Here is a 17611-nt window from a genome sequence, read left to right on the forward strand (position 1 = left end):
TCAGCCCGCGCTGTTGTCGCTGTCCGCCTCCAGCACGCTCATGACGTGCTTGCAGAAGTCGGGGTTCAGTTCCAGCCCCACCGCGTCGCGCCCTTTCTCGAGTGCTACCGACATCGTCGTGCCGCCCCCAAGGAAGGGATCGAGCACCGTCCCGCCCTCGGGACAGCCGATGTCGATGCACCGCCGGACCAGCTCACGTGGGTATGGCGCGTAATGAGTTCCGCGGGCCAGGGAGTTGCGCTCAGGCTCGATGAACCAGACGTCTTCCTCCCCGGCAAGCGCCTCGCGGTCGAAGTAGTACTTGGTCGACTGCGTAAACATGAAAATGTGTTCGTACTTGCGCCATGGGCGGTCTTTGGCGGTCGGCTCGGGAATGCTGGTGTTACGCATCCAAATAATGTCGCTTCGCAGCGTCCAGCCCGCAGCCTGCATCGCCAGCGCGACGCGCCAGGGGATGCCGATGAGGGACTTTCGCGGCAACCCGAGACCTGGCCCGTCGACCGCACGCAGCACCGACATGCGACGGCTCCGGTGTTTCGCATCCGTGCCGTGCGGCCGGCCCTTGGCGTTGTAGTAGGTGTCGCCCAGATTCAGAAATAGGGTGCCGGTCGGCTTGAGTGCCTGCCGCAAGCCATCCATTGCGCGGACGATATTGTCGACGTAGCCCTGAATGCTGACTTCCATGCCGATTTGACCCTCGACATCGTAGTCGCGCTGCCAGTAGTATGGCGGACTTGTCACGACACAATCGATCGAGTTCTGTTCAAGCAATGCCGCCTCTTCGCGGCAATCGCCTTGGATCAGGGTCCAGGAGTGGCCCGAGCGCTTGCCCGCGGCCACAACGTTCGGACCCTCGGTAGATCGAGCCGGCTCACTCAACGGTCCTCCAACCCTTACTTGGCTATGCATGGACAAGTGTAAGAGATCTCCGTCGGTTGGGGAAGGCGGCGCGCCAGAGCGTCTCTGCCCGCATCGGTCACTACCGTGGAGACGTGGAGGACGCCCGGTACCTTGCCGGACCGCACGAGATTGCAACTGTGCTTGGAGTTCAAGCCAACACCGTGAACGTCTGGCAACAGCGAGAACTGGATCACGCCTTCCCCGAACCGGTCGTGGCGCTGGCCGGTGGCAAGATCTGGGACATTCGCGACGTGATCGCCTGGGCCGATGCCACCCGTAGGACGGTCCACGAGCGCACATACACCGCTCCGGGGTGGCGTCCGACGAGGGACACGTAGCGGTCGGTCTCTCACGTCCGGGCACGCTACGGCCCCCTACCGACAAAGCAGTGGGACTGCTGCTTGCTCTGTGCCGACCACGGCCCGCCTCGAACGTGTGACGGCGCATGCGCCCGGGCTCGCCGCGGGGTTTCCGTCGGTGGCACCCTGTAGACACGTGGGTGTGGACGTCCTTGTGGATGAACGAGTGAATGAAGGAGGGGTGACCATGTCGATCGCAGAGAGCAGCGCGTCTGTCGAGGTCAGTGAACTCACCCCCCAGGAGGCCGCCGCGGCCTTCGACCGAGTCGCCCGCACTGCCTTGGACTTGAGCGGGGAAGAGTTCCTCGCGGCCCTCGACGAGGGCAAGTACGACGACGTCGACCCCGATGCCAACCCGGGGCTGCTCGACGTGCTCATGGCGCTGCCTCTCGTACGCTGACGCCTCGTGCCGGGAGCGTCGCCGTATCAAGCGGTCGCAGCGTTCCTGGCACCTCTCGAACGAGCGGTGGCCTGCCTCGGCACGGGCAAGATCGTCGTCTCACCCGGCGGTCGCGCGACCACGGACAAGACCCACGTCTGGACCCTGAACGGCGGCGACGGCCTCGTACTGCGCGGAGACGCGGCCGGCAGCCGGTTTCTGGCGTCCATGCACTACCGGATCATCCCGACCGACCCCGAGAAGTACGACGTTCATGAGGGGCGCTGGCGGGTCACCACGTCGGCCTACCTCTATGAGTTCCGGGCGCCCGACAACGCGAAGGTGTGGGCGATGCACTGGCATCCGGCCGGCAAGAGCCACGCGACCTTCCCGCACCTCCACCTCTACACCGTCCGCCCTGACGGGCACTTCCCCACTCCGCGGCAGACCCTCGAGTCTGCGGTGCAGTGGTGCATCGAGATGGGCGCGGAGCCGCAGAACGCCCAGTGGCGGACCGTGCTGGCCGAGTCCGAGGGAATCCACCAGCTGTACCGATCCTGGTCCGAGGACCCGTCACCGCCGACAGGTGGCCGGTGACGCCGGGCCCCACCGCGTCGAGGCAGAATGCGGGCGGTCAGCCGGGACCCCACCCCGCTTCCCCACAACCAGCTCCCCTCCGACTGCGCAGCGCCGGGGGAAGGGTGGGCCGTAGGCCCATCCCGCAGGGACGCGCAGCGCCCTTCCGGCGGCCGGCGCAGTCGGAGAGGCTCCTGCGGGTGTGGGGGCGGGTGCCGTCGTCGGGGCAGTGTCCGAGGCGACTGCCGCAGCGGCCCCAGTCCGCACCCAGTCCGCAGATGGTCCGCAAAACGCTCAGAAACGGCCAACACCGCCCGACAGGGACCAACGGTAAATGCGCTGGTCAGCCACCGTTTTCAGTCACAGCCCACCGCGCCAAACCACTCCGCGGTCGATTTTGCAAGGCGGGGGTTAGGGGTTCGATTCCCCTCGTCTCCACAGCCCGGCCCGTCCCGGCCGCGGGTGCCCTCCCCCGGCGCCCGTCGGTGGCGGAGTGGGAGAGTGGTGCCCGTGACTGACCAGACCTCCGCCGCACGGCGTGCCGTCCTGCACACCAACCACGGCGACATCACCGTCGACCTGTTCCCCGACCACGCGCCGAAGACGGTCGCGAACTTCGCCGACCTCGCCGAGGGCGCCCGCGAGTGGACCCACCCGGAGACCCGGGAGAAGACCACCGCCAAGCTCTACGACGGGACGATCTTCCACCGGGTCATCGGTGGCTTCATGATCCAGGGCGGCGACCCGCTCGGGCAGGGCATCGGCGGCCCCGGTTACAAGTTCGGCGACGAGTTCCACCCCGACCTGTCCTTCGACCGCCCCTACCTGCTGGCCATGGCCAACGCCGGCCCGGGCACCAACGGATCGCAGTTCTTCATCACCGTCGGCAAGACCCCGCACCTGAACCGGAAGCACACGATCTTCGGCGAGGTCGCCGACGACGCCGGTCGCCAGGTCGTGGACGCCATCGCCGCGGTCCCCACCGCGCGCGGCGACCGTCCCCTGGAGGACGTGGTGATCACCTCGGTCGAGGTGCAGCGCAGCTGACCACCCCCGACGCTCCCGGGGGCGCCGGCGCGGGAGATCCGCAGCCGGCGCCCCCGCCGGCGACCTGCTACCGGCACCCCGGCCGGCCGACCGGGATCTCCTGCGTCCGCTGCGGGCGGCCGATCTGTCCCGACTGCATGCAGCCTGCCTCGGTCGGCTTCCAGTGCCCGGAATGCGTGGCCGCCGGGAACGCCGGTGTCCGCCGGCCCCGCCGCGGCAGCGCGGTGCGCAGCGCCGGGCGCCGGTTCGGCCCGATCACCCTGATCCTCATCGCGCTCAACGTCGCCGTCGCCCTGGCCACCGCGGTCTCCGCGGTCGTGGTCGGGGTCGACCCGTTGCGCAGCTTCGCCTCGCCGCTGCAGAACGCCTTCGCGGTCAGCCCGGCCGCGGTCGACGCCGGCGAGTGGTGGCGGGTGGCCACCGCCGCGTTCACCCACGTCAGCCCGATCCACCTGGGCCTGAACATGCTGGCGCTGCTGCTGTTCGGCTCCGAGCTGGAGCGGCAGCTGGGCCGCGCCCGCTACCTCACGATCTACCTCGTCTCCGCCCTCGGCGGGGCGGTGGCCCTGCAGCTGCTCGGCGCCTACTTCCAGGGCGCGGTGGGCGCCTCGGCGGCCATCTACGGCCTGCTGGGCGCGTTCGGCGTCGTCCTGGTCCAGCAGCGGCAGGACCTGCGCGGCCTGCTGACCCTGCTGGTGATCAACCTGGCGATCAGCTTCCTGCCCGGGATCTCACTCCTCGGGCACCTCGGGGGCCTGGTCGTCGGCGCAGCGGTGGCCGCCGTCCTGGTGCTCGGCCGGCGTCGCCGGCCGGTCGCCGTCGGCGGCACGGTGGTCCTGGTCCTCGTGCTGCTAGCCCTGCTGTTCGGTGGCCTGCGCTAGCCGATCGTGGCCGGGCCGGTCCGGTGGAGTGCCGCCGCGACGAGCTCCGGATCGGTGCCCAGGTCGCGCCGGCCCAGCACCAGCAGGACGGCGTCGTCCCGGCTGTCCTCGAGTTCCAGCGTGCGGGTGCGGGTTCCCAGCCGGCGGGTGGCCCGCACCCGGACGCGCAACGCCGGCCACGGGACGGTGCGGCTGCCCCCGACCGTCCGCACCGTCACGCCGACGGCGTCGGTGCGCAGCCGGGGCCGTAGCACCAGGTCCCGGGCCACCACGACCAGCAGCACCCCGGCCGCCACGCCGACCAGCAGCCGGCCCACCGGGTCCACCAGCACCGCGGTGAGCGCCAGGACGGCGGCGGCCGCTGCTGCCACGGCGGTCTCGCCGCTCCGGGTGGACCACTGCACGCCATCCAGCTTGTCAGCCGCGCCGGACCGTCGGACCGGCGTCCTACGATCGCGGCTGGGACGTGCTCGGCGTTCCGCGAGCGGCCCCGCACCGGGGCTGCCGAGGCGGGAGGAGTGGTCCATGCGGGACGCGGTCATCTGTGCGGCGGTGCGCACGCCGGTCGGCAGGCGTGGCGGAGGGCTGTCCGGGGTGCACCCGGCCGACCTGTCGGCGGGCGTGCTGCGCGCGCTCGTCGAGCGCACCGGGCTCGACCCGGCCACGGTGGACGACGTCTTCTGGGGCTGCGTCAGCCAGGTGGGCGAGCAGACCTACAACATCGGCCGGGTGGCGGCGCTGGCGGCCGGCTGGCCCGAGTCGGTGCCGGGCACGACGATCGACCGCCAGTGCGGCTCCTCGCAGCAGGCGGTGGCCTTCGCCGCCGCCACGGTGGTCAGCGGTCAGGCCGACGTGGTCGTGGCCGGCGGGGTCGAGTCGATGAGCCGGGTGCCGATGGGCAGCTCGGTGGGCGACGGGACGACCGGCAGCCCGCTGGGGCCGGAGTTCCTGGCCCGCTACGACGGCGTCGCCCCCAACCAGGGCGTCGGCGCCGAGATGATCGCCGCCCGCTGGGGGTTCTCCCGGGCCCAGCTCGACGAGTTCGCGCTGCGCTCGCACGACCTGGCGGCCAAGGCCCGGGCCGGCGGCGCGTTCGACGAGCAGATCGTCCCGGTCACCGTCCCCGACGGGACCGTGGTGCGCGCCGACGAGGGCATCCGGCCCGGCGGCACGCTGGAGAAGCTGGCCGGTCTGAAGACGCCGTTCCAGTCCGACGGTGTGGTCAGCGCCGGCAACGCCAGCCAGATCTCCGACGGCGCGGCCGCCCTGCTGGTCACCACCTCGGAGCAGGCCCGCCGGCTCGGGCTGACGCCGCTCGTGCGGGTGCACACCACGGTGGTGGCCGGCGACGACCCGGTCATCATGCTCACCGCACCCATCCCGGCGACCCGCAAGGTGCTGGACCGGTCCGGCCTGACCCTGGCCGACATCGGGGTCTTCGAGGTCAACGAGGCCTTCGCGCCGGTACCGCTGGCCTGGCTGGCCGAGACGGGGGCGGACACCGAGCGGGTCAACCCCCTCGGTGGTGCCATCGCCCTGGGGCACCCGCTGGGTGCCTCCGGTGCCCGGATCATGACCACGCTCGTGCACCACATGCAGGCGACCGGCACGCGGTACGGCCTGCAGACGATGTGCGAGGGCGGCGGAATGGCGAACGCCACCGTGCTGGAGCTGATCGGCGGCTGACCGTTCCGCCGCGGCGGACCCCGTGTCCCCGCACCGTGTCCCCGCGCCGTGTCCCCGCACCGTGTCCCCGCAGCCCCCGGTCGCCGTGTCGACCGGGGGCTGCGGCGTCCCGGGACGGTCATCCTCCTGCGTCGAGTCGACTTCTCCACAAGTGTGTGCACAGCTGGGGATGGACTTGCACGCGTGTAGTTACCGCTGTGCCGTTTCTGCCCCACTGGTCACACGGCCGGTGTCCGTGCAGGTCAGGCACGTGCTCGCGGGTCGCCGCCGCCCACATCCGGTGGACAGGTCCGTGGACGGGGCGGGTGGCACGCTGTGGATTCCGACGTTCGCTGTGCACAGACTTCGCCGGTGAGCGCGGACCGGCGCCGCACCGCACCGTCTGTCCACACAGTGACGGGATGTCCACACAGAGGCATCGGAAGGCATCGGATCGTCCCGGTCGCGGGGCCGGGAAACGCAGAGGCCCTCGTCCCGAATCGGGACGAGGGCCTTCGCGGAGGGTGGCAGGGGGCGGGTCAGCGCCAGCGCATCGACATCACCAGGCCGGCCACCATGGCACCGAACCCGATGGCGAAGTTCCACGAGTTCAGCGAGGCCATGAACGGGATCTGCTCGCCGGCCACGTAGAAGACGACGATCCACAGCAGGCCCAGCACCATGAGCCCGACCATCACCCCGGCGTACCAGCGCGGGCTCGGCTCGGCGGCCTTGGCGCGGGCTGCCCGGCTGGGCAGGACGCCCTCGGGCGGGGTGTACACGGACTTCTTGCGCACCTTGGACTTGGGCACCCTGCCGACTCCTCCTCCGGCCGGCGGCCTGGCGCCCCGGCGACTCTGCCGTCCAGCCTAAGCTGCGAGGGGGCAGCGAGGTCCCCAGCGGGCCGTCCCCGGCAGGTCGCGTCGCCGACGCGGACACCCTCGCCGTCCCCAGCGAGGAGGTGCACGATGTCCCGTCGACCCGGCAGCCGCGGGCTGTGGACGGCCCTGGTGCCGGTGGTCGCGCTGCTCGCCGGCCTGCTGTTCGCCACCTCCGGCAAGACGGCCCTGGGTACCGACCTGCGGGCCGGGGACAGCATCGAGCTCTCCAGCCTCATCGAGCAGCGCAACGAGGCCGTCGCCCGGCAGCAGCAGGAGCTGGCCCGGTTGCAGGAGCGGATCCAGCGGCTCACCGACCAGGCCGCGTTGCGCAACGGTGCGGTCGCCGAGGCCCAGGTCGGCCAGGCCGGCCTGGTCTCCGCCGGCCTCACCGCGCTCAGCGGCCCGGGCGTCCGGATCACCCTGGACGACGCGCCGCGGTCGCCGGGCGGGGTCCTCCCGGTCGGCGCCACCGGCGACGACGTGGTCATCCACCAGTCCGACGTCCAGGCGGTGGTGAACGCCCTCTGGGCGGCCGGCGCGGACGGCGTGGCCATCATGGGCCAGCGGCTGATCGCCACCAGCGCCGTGCGCTGCGTGGGCAACACCCTGTTGCTGCAGGGCCGCACGTACTCCCCGCCCTTCGTCGTCACCGCGGTCGGGGACGCCGATGAGATGCAGGAGGAGCTGGCCGCCGCCGACGGGGTGGAGCTGCTCCAGCAGGCGGTCGACGACTTCGGGCTGACGTTCGACGTGCAGGAGGCCAGATCGATCGATCTGGCCGCCTACGATGGCGGCCTGGACATGCAGTACGCCGACGCCGGCTGATCTCCGGCCGCCGACTCGGAGGACCCGTGGGCAGCGCAGTACAGACCGGATGGCCGGCGTCCAGCGGACCGGTCCGGTACGGCCGGCCGCGGCGGCAGCGCGGTGACCTCGCGCGCACCGTCGCCCGTGGCATCGGGCAGACCCTGGTCACCGCCGGGCTGGTGGTCCTGCTGTTCGTCGTCTACCAGCTCTGGGTCACCGACCTGCTCACCGCCCAGCGGCAGGGCGAGCTGAGCGACGAGCTCGCGGAGCAGTGGGGTGACCCCACCGTCGCGGCACCCGGTGGCACCTTCCTCGGCGGGCCGATCGACGTGGCGATCGGGGACCCGTTCGCCGTGCTGCACGTGCCCCGGCTCGGCGAGGACTGGTCCCGGGTGGTCGTCGAGGGCACCGGGACCCAGGAGCTGGAAGAGGGTCCCGGTCACTACGTGGACACCGCGATGCCCGGTGAGCAGGGCAACCTGTCGATCGCCGGGCACCGGGTCGGCCGCGGCTCACCCTTCCTCGACCTCGACCAGATGCGACCGGGCGACCCGATCGTCGTCGAGACCGCGGAGGGCTGGTTCACCTACCGCGTGCTGGGCGACCCGGCGACCGGCGAGTTCGCCGACCCCAGCGGGATCCCCGGCCAGCACATCGTGTCGCCGGCGGAGGTCGCCGTCATCGCCCCCACCCCGAACGCCGCCCCCGGCACGCCCCCGACCGGCGCGTACCTCACGCTGACCACCTGCCACCCGAAGTACTCGGCCCAGCAGCGGTTGATCATCCACGCCGAGCTGGCCGACGCCCAGAGCCGGGCCGACGCGCCCGACGGCCCGGCCGCCCTGCGCGCGGACTGAGCTGGGAGGCTGGCGGGCGGAATCGGCCGAGGGAAGGAATGGCGCACGTGTACACCTGGATCTGGCGGCACCTGCCCGGCGGGACCGCCAGCAGGGCGCTGCAGTCGCTGCTGCTGGCCCTGATCGTGGGTGCGCTGCTGCTGTTCGTCGTCTTCCCGTGGGTGGAGCCGATGCTGCCCTTCACCGACGTGACGGTGGACCAGTGAGCGCAGGTCGCACCGCCGCCCCCGCCGTCCGGCCGGTGCTGGTCGTCGACAACTTCGACAGCTTCGTCTACAACCTCGTGCAGTACCTGGGCCAGCTGGGCGTGCCCAGCGTGGTCCGGCGCAACGACGCCGTCACGACCGCCGAGCTCGCCGACCTGGACGTGGCCGGCGTGCTGCTGTCCCCCGGGCCGGGCACGCCGGTCGATGCGGGGGTGACCGTTCCGATGGTCCGGGCGGCCGCCGCGGCCGGCCTGCCGGTGCTCGGGGTGTGCCTCGGGCACCAGGCCATCGCCGAGGCCTTCGGTGGGGTCGTCGTCCGGGCACCGGAGCTGCTGCACGGCAAGACCAGCGAGGTGCTGCACGACGGCGCGGGCGTGCTGGCCGGCCTGCCGTCGCCCTTCACCGCTACCCGGTACCACTCCCTCGCCGTGGAGTCGGCCTCGGTGCCCGACGAGCTCGAGGTCACCGGCCGCACGCCGTCGGGCATCGTGATGGCGCTGCGGCACCGCGAGCTGCCGATCGAGGGCGTGCAGTTCCACCCCGAGTCGGTGCTCACCGAGGGCGGGCACCGGCTGCTGGCCACCTGGCTGGCCACCTGCGGCGTGGTGCCCGACCCGGAGCTCGTCGAGGCCGCCGAGGCCACCGCGCGCCGGCTGACGGTCGCCACCGTCTGAGCGCACACCCCCCGATCGTCAGTCGGCCGGGGGGACCACCGGCGGGATCACGGGCGGCACCGGGTCGGGGTCGGGGTCCGGATCCGGTGCCGGACCCGTGGGCGCCGAGCTCTGTGTGGGCGTCGTCGGCTCCACCGGCTCCGGCACGGCCACCAGCACGGTGAGCTCGTCGTTGGCCGCCAGCTGGGCGTTGGGCCCGGGCTCGGTGCCGAACACGGTGCCCTCGGGGACGTCGCTGCGCTCGCCGGTGGCCACCGTGACGTTGGTGAAGCCGGCCTCCTCGAGCTGGTCGACGGCCTGCTGCTGGGGCAGCCCGGTGACGTCGGGTACCGGTGCGGTGCCCTGGGACACCTGCAGGGTGATCACCGCGTCGGGGGCCACCGCGGCGCCCTCCGTCGGGTCGATGGCGATGACCTGCCCCTCGGGGGCGAGGTCGGGGACGTTGTCGATGGTCACGTTGGTGAAGCCGGCGGTGGTGAGGTTCCCCCGGGCGCTCTGCACCGGGAGGCCCACCACACCGGGGACGGTGATCGTGTCCGGACCGGAGCCGACCACCAGGGCCACGGACGTCTCCGGGTCCACCTGGGTGCCCGGCCTGGGGTCGGAGCTGAGCACCCGGCCCTCGTCCTCGGCGCTGCTGGCCCCGGTGGTGACGGTCCCGACGCGCAGGTCGGCCGCGGTGAGCGCCGTCCGGGCGTCGGCCTCCAGCTCGCCGACCAGCTGCGGCACCTCGACCCGGGTGACCGGTGGGGGGGCCTCCTCGCCGCTGTTGAGGGCGACGACCAGCGCGATGACGCCCACCAGGACCAGGACACCGGCGACGACCGCGGCGACGACGTTCCGCCGCTTGCGCCGGTCGGCGTCCTCGTCGTCCCAGTCGCCGTAGTCGGCCACGCCACCGGCGATGATCGTGGTCTTCTCGGCATCGCTCATCACCGGTGTCGCCTCGACCCGCTGCCCGGCGACGGCGCGCAGCAGGTCCGCGCGCATGTCGGCGGCCGACTGGTACCGGTTGGCCGGGTTCTTGCTCATCGCCTTGAGCAGGACGGAGTCCAGCTCCGGTGGGATGCCGGGGTTGATCGACGACGGCGTCCGCGGGTCCTCGCGCACGTGCTGGTAGGCGACCGCGACGGGGGAGTCGCCGGTGAACGGCGGGGTGCCGGTGGCGAGCTCGTAGAGCAGGCAGCCGGCCGAGTAGACGTCGGAACGGGCGTCGACGCCCTCACCGCGGGCCTGCTCGGGGGAGAGGTACTGGGCGGTGCCGATGACCGCGGCGGTGGAGGTCATCGTCGCCGCGGAGTCGGACACCGCGCGGGCGATGCCGAAGTCCATCACCTTGACGGTGCCCTGCGGCGTGATCATCACGTTCCCGGGCTTCACGTCCCGGTGCACGATGCCGTTGCGGTGGCTGAAGTCCAGCGCCGCGCAGATGTCCGCGGTGAGCGACATGGCTCGCTCGGGGGAGAGCCGGCCCTCCCGGCGGAGGACGTCGCGCAGGGTCTCGCCCTCGACGTACTCCATGACGATGTAGGGCGTGGCGCCGGTGGCGGTGCGGTCCTCACCGGTGTCGTAGACGGCCACGATGGCCGGGTGGTTCAGCGAGGCGGCGGCCTGCGCCTCTCGCCGGAAACGCACCTGGGACGACGGGTCGCGGGCGAGGTCGTTGCGCAGCACCTTGACCGCCACCTCGCGCCCCAGCCGCAGATCGCGGCCACGGTGCACCTCCGCCATGCCGCCGCGGCCGAGCACCCCGCCGATCTCGTAGCGCTCACCGAGCACCTGGGGGGTGGTCATCGGGGGTCCTCTCGGGCGGTGTGGTGCGACGCCGGGAGCGCCTGGGGAAGGCCGGGGAGCGGCCCGGCGGGCAGCCTAACCGCCGGGAATCCCCGGTCAGCGGCGACGCGAGCAGCGCGTGACTGATGGGTCACGGGATGTCTCCCTCGTCGAAACGGGCGCCCTCCGCCGTCGTCGTCGGCGCGGGAGGCTCCGTCGTGGTCGGCGCGGGAGCCTCCGTCGTGGTCGGCGCGGGAGCCTCCGTCGTGGTGGGAGCCGGGGCCCGGGTCGTGGTGGGAGCCGGGGCCCGGGTCGTGGTGGGAGCGGGAGCCCGGGTGGTGGTGGTGGTGGGCGCGGGCGCCGGCGGCTCCGCGGGCTCCTCCAGCGGCCAGCCGTCCTCGGCCACGAAGAGGGTCACCTCGCTCTCCGCGGGCACCTCCTGGTTGGCGGGGTTGCTCCCGGCGACCGTTCCCTCGCCCAGCTCCACGCCCAGCTGGCCGAGTAGCGCCGTGCTCGCCTCCTCGGTCACCACGTCCAGGCCGGCGCCCTCGAGCAGCTCCTCGATCTCGTCGGCGGGGCGGCCGATGTAGTCGTCGGTGGCGACCAGGACACCCGCCGCGGGCGGGGCGTCGGTGACCGGCGCCGAACTCGTCGTCGCGCTCGGGGTGGCGGTGGTGCCGCGGCCGGCGTCGCCCGCGCCGCGGGTCAGCACGTAGGCCCCCGCGCCGAGCAGCAGCAGCAGGGCCAGCCCGGCGACCAGCCACGGCCACCGCGGGCGGCTCCTCGGTGAGGGCTCGTCCGGGTGGAGCCGGTCGTAGCGGTCGTCTTCGCCCGTCGCCGGGCCCTGCAGCGGCGGCATGGTGCGCGGCGCGGTACGGGGTCCCATCGATCGGGGACCCATGGAGCGGGGGCCCATGGTGCGGGGCCCGCCGGTCGGGGGGTCGGCTGCCGGCAGCACCGTGGTCGGGTCACCGGCGCCGGGAACCACCTGCGTGGCGGCGGTGGCCGGCGCCCAGCCACCGGCCGCGACGGTGCGGACGGCGGCGGCGAAGTCCGCGCCGTCGGCGAACCGGTCGGCCGGGTCCTTGGCGAGCGCACGCTCGACGAGCTGCCGGACCGGCGGGGGCACGTCCGGCGGCAGCGGCGGGGGCGGCCGGTTGATCTGGGCCAGGGCGATGGCTACCTGGGACTCACCGTCGAAGGGCCGGCTGCCCGCCAGGCACTCGTAGGCCAGCACGCCGAGGGAGTAGACGTCGGAGGCGGCGGTGACCGGCAGCCCCTGGGCCTGCTCGGGGGAGAGGTACTGGGCCGTGCCGACCACCATGCCGGTGCGGGTCAGCGGCGCCGCGTCGCGGGCGCGGGCGATGCCGAAGTCGGTCAGCTTCACCACGCCGTCGGGCCGCACGATGAGGTTGCCCGGCTTGATGTCGCGGTGGACCATCCCGGCCGCGTGCGCGGCGGACAGCCCGTCGCCGGCCTGCCGCAGGACGTCGAGCGTCTGCTGGGTGGGCAGCCGGCCGCGCTCGGCGAGCACGGTCACCAGGGGATGGCCCTCGACGAACTCCATCACCAGGTAGGCGACGCGCTGGCCGGGGTACGGCCCGTCGGTCGTCACCGTCTCGCCGTAGTCGTAGACCGAGGCGATGTTGGGGTGGGACAGCGCCGCGGTGTGCCGGGCCTCGTTCCGGAACCGGATCAGGAAGTTCGGGTCGCTGGTGTACTCGCTGCGCAGCACCTTGGCCGCCACGATGCGCCCGAGGGTCCGGTCGCGGGCCTGCCACACCTCGCCCATGCCGCCGCTGGCGATGGGCGCGACGATCTCGTAGCGCTCCGCGAGCACGCTGCCGACGTGGAGGGCCATCAGCCGCCGCCCTGCGCCGCGAGGTGGGCCTCGATGACCTGCCGGGCGATGGGTGCGGAGGTGTCGCCGCCGGTCCCGCCGCCGTTGGCGACGAAGACCGCCACCGCGATGGTGGGGTCCTCGGCGGGGGCGAAGCCGATGAACCAGTTGTGGTCGTCCACGCCCTCGGAGACCTGCGCCGTCCCGGTCTTGCCGGCGACCTGGACGCCGCTGATCCCGGCCCGCCGGCCGCTGCCCTCCGCCACGACGCTGGTCATCATCTCGGTGAGCTGCCCGGCCACGTCGGAGGAGATCGGCTCGGCCAGCTGCTCGGGCTCGGTCTGGTCGATCACGCGGAGGTCCGGGGCCTGGACGGAGTCGACCAGGTACGGGCGCATCAGCGTGCCGTCGTTCGCCACCGTCGCGGCGATCATCGCCGCCTGCATGGGGGTCATCGCCACGTTGAACTGGCCGATCGACGTCTGCCCCAGCTGGGCGTCGTTCTCGATGTCGCCGATCGTGCTGCCGGCGACGTCGAGCGGGATCTCCAGGCCCTCGTCGTCCATGCCGAAGGCCTCGGCCATGTCCCGGATGCGCTCCTCACCGAGATCGATGCCGAGCTGGGCGAACGCGGTGTTGCAGGAGACGGTGAGCGCGTCGATCAGCGACTGGTCCGCGCCGCCGTTGCAGCTGGAGTTCCCGTAGTTCCTCAGCGTGGTGCTGGTCCCGGGCAGGGTCAGCACGTCGGGGGCCGGGATGGTGGTCGCGGGGGTGTAGTCGCCGGTGGCCAGGGCAGCGGCGGCGACGATCACCTTGAAGATGGAGCCCGCCTGGTACCGGTCGCTGATCGCGTGGTTGCGCAGCTCCGCCTCACCGAGCTGGGAGCGGTACTCGCGGATCGCGGCGGGATCGTGGCTGGACAGCTTCTCCGGGTCGTAGCTGGGGGTGCTGGCCAGGGCCAGCACGGCGCCGGTGCGCGGATCGAGCGCGACGACGGCGCCGGTGACGCCGGCCAGGCCCTCCATGGCGGCCTGCTGGGCCGCGGGCTCCAGGGTCAGCTGGATGTTGCCGCCGGCCGGATCGCGGCCGGTGAACAGGTCGCCGAGCCGGAACAGGGTCAGCCGGGGGTCGGACCCGCTGAGGATGGCGTTCGCCTCCCGCTCCAGGCCGGTGTTGCCGTAGACCAGCGGCGAGTAGTAGCCGGTCACGGGGGCGTAGAGCTCGCCCTGCGGGTACTGGCGCAGGTACCGGAGGCGGCCGTCGGTCGGCACCGACAGGGCGATCTCGTTGCCGTCGACGACGATCGAGCCGCGCTCGCGGTCGAACTGGTCGGCCAGCACCCGGGTGTTGCGGGGGTTGTCCCGCAGGTCGCCGGCCCGGACCACCTGGATGATGTTCACGTTGACGATGAGCAGCGTGAACAGCACGAGGACGCTGATCGCGACCCGGCGCAGCGGTGCGTTCACGGGCGGACCACCTCCGTGGGCGCGTCGACCAGCTTGGGCGGGGGTGCGGGCGGCGGGGCCGAGGGGCGCCGGGCGGCGTCGCTGATCCGCACCAGCAGCGCGACGAGGCCGAAGTTCGCGACCAGCGACGACCCGCCGTAGGCCAGGAACGGCGTGGTGAGCCCGGTGAGGGGCAGCAGGCCGGTGACGCCGCCGAGGACGACGAAGACCTGCCAGGCGACGGCGAAGGACAGCCCGGCGGCGAGCAGCTTGCCGAAGCCGTCCCGCACGATCAGCGAGGTGCGCAGGCCGCGCTCGACCAGGATCAGGTACAGCACGATGACCGCGACCAGGCCGAAGAGACCGAGCTCCTCACCGATGGCCGCGGCGATGAAGTCGCTCTTGGCGACCGGCACCTGGTCGGGCCGTCCGCCGCCCAGGCCGGCGCCGAACAGGCCACCGGTGCCCAGGCCGAACAGCGACTGGACGATCTGGTAGCCGCCCTCGTCGGCGTAGGCGAACGGGTCCAGCCAGGTGTCGACCCGGACCCGCACGTGGCCGAACAGCTGGTAGGCCAGGAAGGCGCCGCCGGCGAACAGCAGCAGGCCGATGACCAGCCAGCTGGCCCGCTCGGTGGCCACGTAGAGCATCACCACGAAGATCCCGAACAGCAGCAGCGAGCTGCCCAGGTCGCGCTCGAAGACCAGGACCAGGATCGAGACGACCCAGGCGGCGAGCACCGGGCCGAGGTCGCGGCCGCGAGGGAGCTCGAGCCGCAGCACCCGGCGGCTGGCCAGTGCCAGCACGTCGCGCTTCTCGACCAGGTAGGCGGCGAAGAAGACGATCAGGCAGATCTTGGCGAACTCACCGGGCTGGATCGAGAAGCCGCCGACCCGGATCCACAGCTTCGCCCCGTTGACCTCCGAGATCGAGGAGGGCAGCGCCGCCGGGATGGCCAGCAGCACCAGCCCGAGCAGCGCCAGGGTGTAGGCCAGCCGGGCCAGCATCCGGTGGTCGCGGACGATCAGCAGGACGGCGACGAACAGCGCCAGGCCGATGGTGGCCCACAGCAGCTGGACGGGGGCGTCCTCGCCGGTGGACTCACCGCCCACCTGGGACGCGGCGATGTCCAGCCGGTGGATCATCGTCAGCCCCAGCCCGACCAGCACCGCCACGCAGGGCAGCAGCAGCGGATCGGCATAGGCCGCCCAGCGGCGGACGACGAGGTGCGCCACCACCCACAGGGCGGTGTACCAGAGGCTGAAGGTGGCGATCTCCGGGCTCAGCGAGCCGGTGACGGTGATGTCGACGATGCACTGGGCGGTGATCGTCAGGACCACCGCGAAACCCAGCAGGGCCAGCTCGGTGTTCCGCCGGGTGGGCGTGGATGTGCCGGCGGCGCTCGCCCGGGGGTCGGTGCCGGGGCCGCTCATGTCGCGCTGCCCGTCCGCGGGCCGGCGAGCCGGCGCACTAGTCGTCCGCCCGGCAGTCCACCCCCGGCTCGCCCGTCCGGGAGGGCGAGCCGGTCGTGGAGGGGCTGCTGCTCGGAGCGGGCTCCGTGGTGGTGGGCTCCGCCGGGGGCGTGGTGTCCTCGCCGGCCGGGCCGGAGGTGACCGACGCCGTCCGGGGGGAACCGGTGCGGCACAGCGGCAGCCGCTGGTCGCGGAGGTCGGCCAGGATCCGCTGGGCGTCGTCCCGGTCGCCGGCGGTGATGCCGGCCCGCACCCGGCTGCGCGCGGCCTGGGTCAGGTCGGAGGACGCCATTCCCGTGGCGGAGTCCAGCCGGTACAGGTCGACGCCGACGACGGAGGCGTCCAGGCCCTGGAAGACGGCGACCTCCTGGCCGTCGGCGGTGTCGTGGACGCCGACGAACCACTGCCGCATGACGAAGACGTAGCCACCGGCCGCGACCGCACCGAGCACCAGGACGGTGGCCAGCGCGATCAGGGCGGTGCGCAGCGGACGGCGGCGCCGGGCCGGGGCGGTACTGCCGGCGGCCGCCGAGGCCGGCGGAGCTGCGGGCGGGTCGGCGAGGGCGGCCCGGCCGGCGGCCGACCGCGGGTCGACCTCCCGCTGGCCGCGGTTGTCACCGGCGGCTCCGTCGATCACGGGCTCGATCAACGCGGTGCGCCCGTCGTCCTCGACGACGTCGGCCACGATGCAGGTGATGTTGTCCGGGCCGCCGCTGCGCAGCGCGAGCTCGATCAGCCGGTCGGCGCAGGCCTGCGGGTCGGGGTCCTGCAGCGCCTGCGCCATCGTCTCGTGGCTGACCACGCCGGACAGGCCGTCGGAGCAGAGCAGGTAGCGGTCGCCGGCGCGGGCGTCGCGCATCGACAGGTCGGGCTCGACGTCCTGGCCGTTGAGCGCGCGCAGCAGCAGGGAGCGCTGCGGGTGGCTGTTGGCCTCCTCGGCGGTGATCCGGCCGTCGTCGATGAGCGTCTGGACGAACGTGTCGTCGTGGGTGATCTGGCCCAGCACACCGTCGCGCAGGAGGTACGCGCGGGAGTCGCCGACGTGGCACAGGCCCAGCCGGCCACCGGCGAACAGGACGGCGGTGAGCGTCGTCCCCATGCCCTCCAGCTGCGGCGACTCCCGGATCACCTCGCGCAGGTGCTCGCTGCCGTCGAACACGGCCTGGCGCAGCGACTGCAGCAGGTCACCGGAGGGGGCGTCGTCGTCGAGGTGCTCGAGGGCGGCGATGACCACCTTGCTGGCGACGTCGCCGGCCGCGTGCCCGCCCATGCCGTCGGCGACGGCCAGCAGCCGGGGCCCGGCGTAGACGGAATCCTGATTGGTGCCGCGGATGAGCCCGCGGTCGGAGCGCGCGGCGTACCGCAGGACCAGGCTCATGAACGCAGCTCCAGCACGGTCTGGCCGATCCGGATCGGCTGGCCCGGCGCCACCAGCAGCGGGCCCTGCACGCGCTGCTGGTCGAGGTAGGTGCCATTGGTGGACCCGAGGTCCTCGACGTACCACTGACCGCCGCGATTGGTGAGCCGCGCGTGCCGGGAGCTGGCGAAGTCGTCGGTGAGGACCAGGGTGGAGTCGTCGGCGCGGCCGATGAGGATGGCCTGCTCGCCGAGGGTGATGCGGGTGCCCGACAGCGGGCCGGCGGTGACGACGAGGTGGCGGGGGCCGCGGCCACCGCGCTTGCGGGCAGCCGCCGCGCGCGGCGGGACGGAGGCGACCCGGCCGGCACGACCGCCGAAGAGGTCGGCCCGGACCACCCGGAAGGCGGCGAAGATGAACAGCCAGAGCAGGAGCAGGAAGCCGAATCGGAAGGCCTGCAGCACGATCTCCGCGGTCATGGGGTGGACCCCC

The 17611-nt window shown here is 72.9% G+C and carries 19 protein-coding genes; 10 read left to right on the top strand and 9 right to left on the bottom strand.

Going from position 1 to position 17611, the window contains the following annotated elements:
- Window positions 1–840, bottom strand: coding sequence for a site-specific DNA-methyltransferase (locus ACYVG5_RS09795; RefSeq protein WP_222048428.1), 840 nt, complete (start codon window positions 838–840; stop codon window positions 1–3).
- A gap of 152 nt (window positions 841–992) precedes the next feature.
- Between ACYVG5_RS09795 and ACYVG5_RS09800 the strand changes: the two genes are divergently transcribed.
- From ACYVG5_RS09800 to ACYVG5_RS09820, 5 genes are all read left to right on the top strand, one after another.
- Entirely contained in the window at window positions 993–1238 is a 246-nt protein-coding gene (locus ACYVG5_RS09800; protein WP_222048430.1) for a hypothetical protein, read from the top strand.
- Window positions 1239–1446: 208 nt separating this feature from the next.
- Window positions 1447–1659, top strand: a complete 213-nt coding sequence (locus ACYVG5_RS09805; RefSeq protein WP_222048432.1) for a hypothetical protein — start codon at window positions 1447–1449, stop codon at window positions 1657–1659.
- A gap of 66 nt (window positions 1660–1725) precedes the next feature.
- Complete coding sequence (locus ACYVG5_RS09810) at window positions 1726–2235, top strand: hypothetical protein (protein ID WP_460683141.1); 510 nt, start codon at window positions 1726–1728, stop codon at window positions 2233–2235.
- A 489-nt stretch (window positions 2236–2724) separates the two neighbouring features.
- Complete coding sequence (locus ACYVG5_RS09815) at window positions 2725–3261, top strand: peptidylprolyl isomerase (RefSeq protein WP_222048435.1); 537 nt, start codon at window positions 2725–2727, stop codon at window positions 3259–3261.
- Window positions 3262–3398: 137 nt separating this feature from the next.
- Entirely contained in the window at window positions 3399–4142 is a 744-nt protein-coding gene (locus ACYVG5_RS09820) for a rhomboid family intramembrane serine protease (RefSeq protein WP_222048436.1), read from the top strand.
- Here the strand turns inward: ACYVG5_RS09820 and ACYVG5_RS09825 are convergent.
- Window positions 4139–4546, bottom strand: a complete 408-nt coding sequence (locus ACYVG5_RS09825; protein WP_460683142.1) for a PH domain-containing protein — start codon at window positions 4544–4546, stop codon at window positions 4139–4141. The genes ACYVG5_RS09820 and ACYVG5_RS09825 overlap by 4 nt on opposite strands.
- A 121-nt stretch (window positions 4547–4667) precedes the next feature.
- On the opposite strand from ACYVG5_RS09825, the gene ACYVG5_RS09830 reads away from it, so the two are divergent.
- Entirely contained in the window at window positions 4668–5828 is a 1161-nt protein-coding gene (locus tag ACYVG5_RS09830) for a thiolase family protein (protein WP_222048437.1), read from the top strand.
- A 518-nt stretch (window positions 5829–6346) separates the two neighbouring features.
- Here the strand turns inward: ACYVG5_RS09830 and crgA are convergent.
- A complete protein-coding gene (crgA, locus tag ACYVG5_RS09835; protein WP_222048438.1) occupies window positions 6347–6619 on the bottom strand; it encodes a cell division protein CrgA in 273 nt (90 codons plus the stop codon).
- A gap of 156 nt (window positions 6620–6775) precedes the next feature.
- On the opposite strand from crgA, the gene ACYVG5_RS09840 reads away from it, so the two are divergent.
- Genes ACYVG5_RS09840 through ACYVG5_RS09855 form a run of 4 tightly spaced genes read left to right on the top strand, consistent with a single transcriptional unit; the run spans window position 6776 to window position 9232 of the window.
- Window positions 6776–7513, top strand: coding sequence for a DUF881 domain-containing protein (locus ACYVG5_RS09840; protein WP_222048439.1), 738 nt, complete (start codon window positions 6776–6778; stop codon window positions 7511–7513).
- Window positions 7514–7539: 26 nt separating this feature from the next.
- Window positions 7540–8352 (top strand): class E sortase, encoded by an 813-nt coding sequence (locus ACYVG5_RS09845; protein WP_222048441.1) that lies wholly within the window; start codon window positions 7540–7542, stop codon window positions 8350–8352.
- Between the two features lie 47 nt (window positions 8353–8399).
- Window positions 8400–8558 (top strand): hypothetical protein, encoded by a 159-nt coding sequence (locus tag ACYVG5_RS09850; protein ID WP_222048443.1) that lies wholly within the window; start codon window positions 8400–8402, stop codon window positions 8556–8558.
- The gene (locus tag ACYVG5_RS09855; protein ID WP_222048445.1) at window positions 8555–9232 is read left to right on the top strand and encodes an aminodeoxychorismate/anthranilate synthase component II; all 678 of its coding nucleotides are present in this window, start codon (window positions 8555–8557) and stop codon (window positions 9230–9232) included. Before ACYVG5_RS09850 ends, ACYVG5_RS09855 begins: the two co-directional genes overlap by 4 nt.
- 18 nt (window positions 9233–9250) lie before the next feature.
- Here ACYVG5_RS09855 and pknB read toward each other — a convergent pair whose 3' ends face one another.
- From pknB to ACYVG5_RS09885, 6 genes are all read right to left on the bottom strand, one after another.
- Complete coding sequence (pknB, locus tag ACYVG5_RS09860) at window positions 9251–11026, bottom strand: Stk1 family PASTA domain-containing Ser/Thr kinase (protein ID WP_222048447.1); 1776 nt, start codon at window positions 11024–11026, stop codon at window positions 9251–9253.
- 130 nt (window positions 11027–11156) lie between these two features.
- Window positions 11157–12866, bottom strand: a complete 1710-nt coding sequence (locus ACYVG5_RS09865) for a protein kinase domain-containing protein (RefSeq protein WP_222048449.1) — start codon at window positions 12864–12866, stop codon at window positions 11157–11159.
- Window positions 12866–14311, bottom strand: a complete 1446-nt coding sequence (locus ACYVG5_RS09870) for a peptidoglycan D,D-transpeptidase FtsI family protein (RefSeq protein ID WP_222048452.1) — start codon at window positions 14309–14311, stop codon at window positions 12866–12868. The genes ACYVG5_RS09865 and ACYVG5_RS09870 overlap by 1 nt, the downstream gene beginning before the upstream one ends.
- Complete coding sequence (locus tag ACYVG5_RS09875) at window positions 14308–15723, bottom strand: FtsW/RodA/SpoVE family cell cycle protein (protein ID WP_222048454.1); 1416 nt, start codon at window positions 15721–15723, stop codon at window positions 14308–14310. The genes ACYVG5_RS09870 and ACYVG5_RS09875 overlap by 4 nt, the downstream gene beginning before the upstream one ends.
- Window positions 15724–15760: 37 nt before the next feature.
- Entirely contained in the window at window positions 15761–17140 is a 1380-nt protein-coding gene (locus ACYVG5_RS09880) for a PP2C family protein-serine/threonine phosphatase (RefSeq protein WP_222048457.1), read from the bottom strand.
- The gene (locus ACYVG5_RS09885) at window positions 17137–17598 is read right to left on the bottom strand and encodes an FHA domain-containing protein FhaB/FipA (protein WP_222048459.1); all 462 of its coding nucleotides are present in this window, start codon (window positions 17596–17598) and stop codon (window positions 17137–17139) included. Before ACYVG5_RS09885 ends, ACYVG5_RS09880 begins: the two co-directional genes overlap by 4 nt.
- Window positions 17599–17611: the final 13 nt, after the last annotated feature.

It is taken from the genome of Modestobacter lapidis, from assembly GCF_054780755.1.

Coding starts and splice junctions, on each gene's coding strand:
- ACYVG5_RS09805 (WP_222048432.1), top strand. CDS start 1,447: ATGTCGATCGCAGAGAGCAGCGCGTCTGTCGAGGTCAGTGAACTCACC.
- ACYVG5_RS09820 (WP_222048436.1), top strand. CDS start 3,399: ATGCAGCCTGCCTCGGTCGGCTTCCAGTGCCCGGAATGCGTGGCCGCC.
- ACYVG5_RS09830 (WP_222048437.1), top strand. CDS start 4,668: ATGCGGGACGCGGTCATCTGTGCGGCGGTGCGCACGCCGGTCGGCAGG.
- ACYVG5_RS09840 (WP_222048439.1), top strand. CDS start 6,776: ATGTCCCGTCGACCCGGCAGCCGCGGGCTGTGGACGGCCCTGGTGCCG.
- pknB (WP_222048447.1), bottom strand. CDS start 11,026: ATGACCACCCCCCAGGTGCTCGGTGAGCGCTACGAGATCGGCGGGGTG.
- ACYVG5_RS09865 (WP_222048449.1), bottom strand. CDS start 12,866: ATGGCCCTCCACGTCGGCAGCGTGCTCGCGGAGCGCTACGAGATCGTC.
- ACYVG5_RS09875 (WP_222048454.1), bottom strand. CDS start 15,723: ATGAGCGGCCCCGGCACCGACCCCCGGGCGAGCGCCGCCGGCACATCC.
- ACYVG5_RS09880 (WP_222048457.1), bottom strand. CDS start 17,140: ATGAGCCTGGTCCTGCGGTACGCCGCGCGCTCCGACCGCGGGCTCATC.
- ACYVG5_RS09885 (WP_222048459.1), bottom strand. CDS start 17,598: ATGACCGCGGAGATCGTGCTGCAGGCCTTCCGATTCGGCTTCCTGCTC.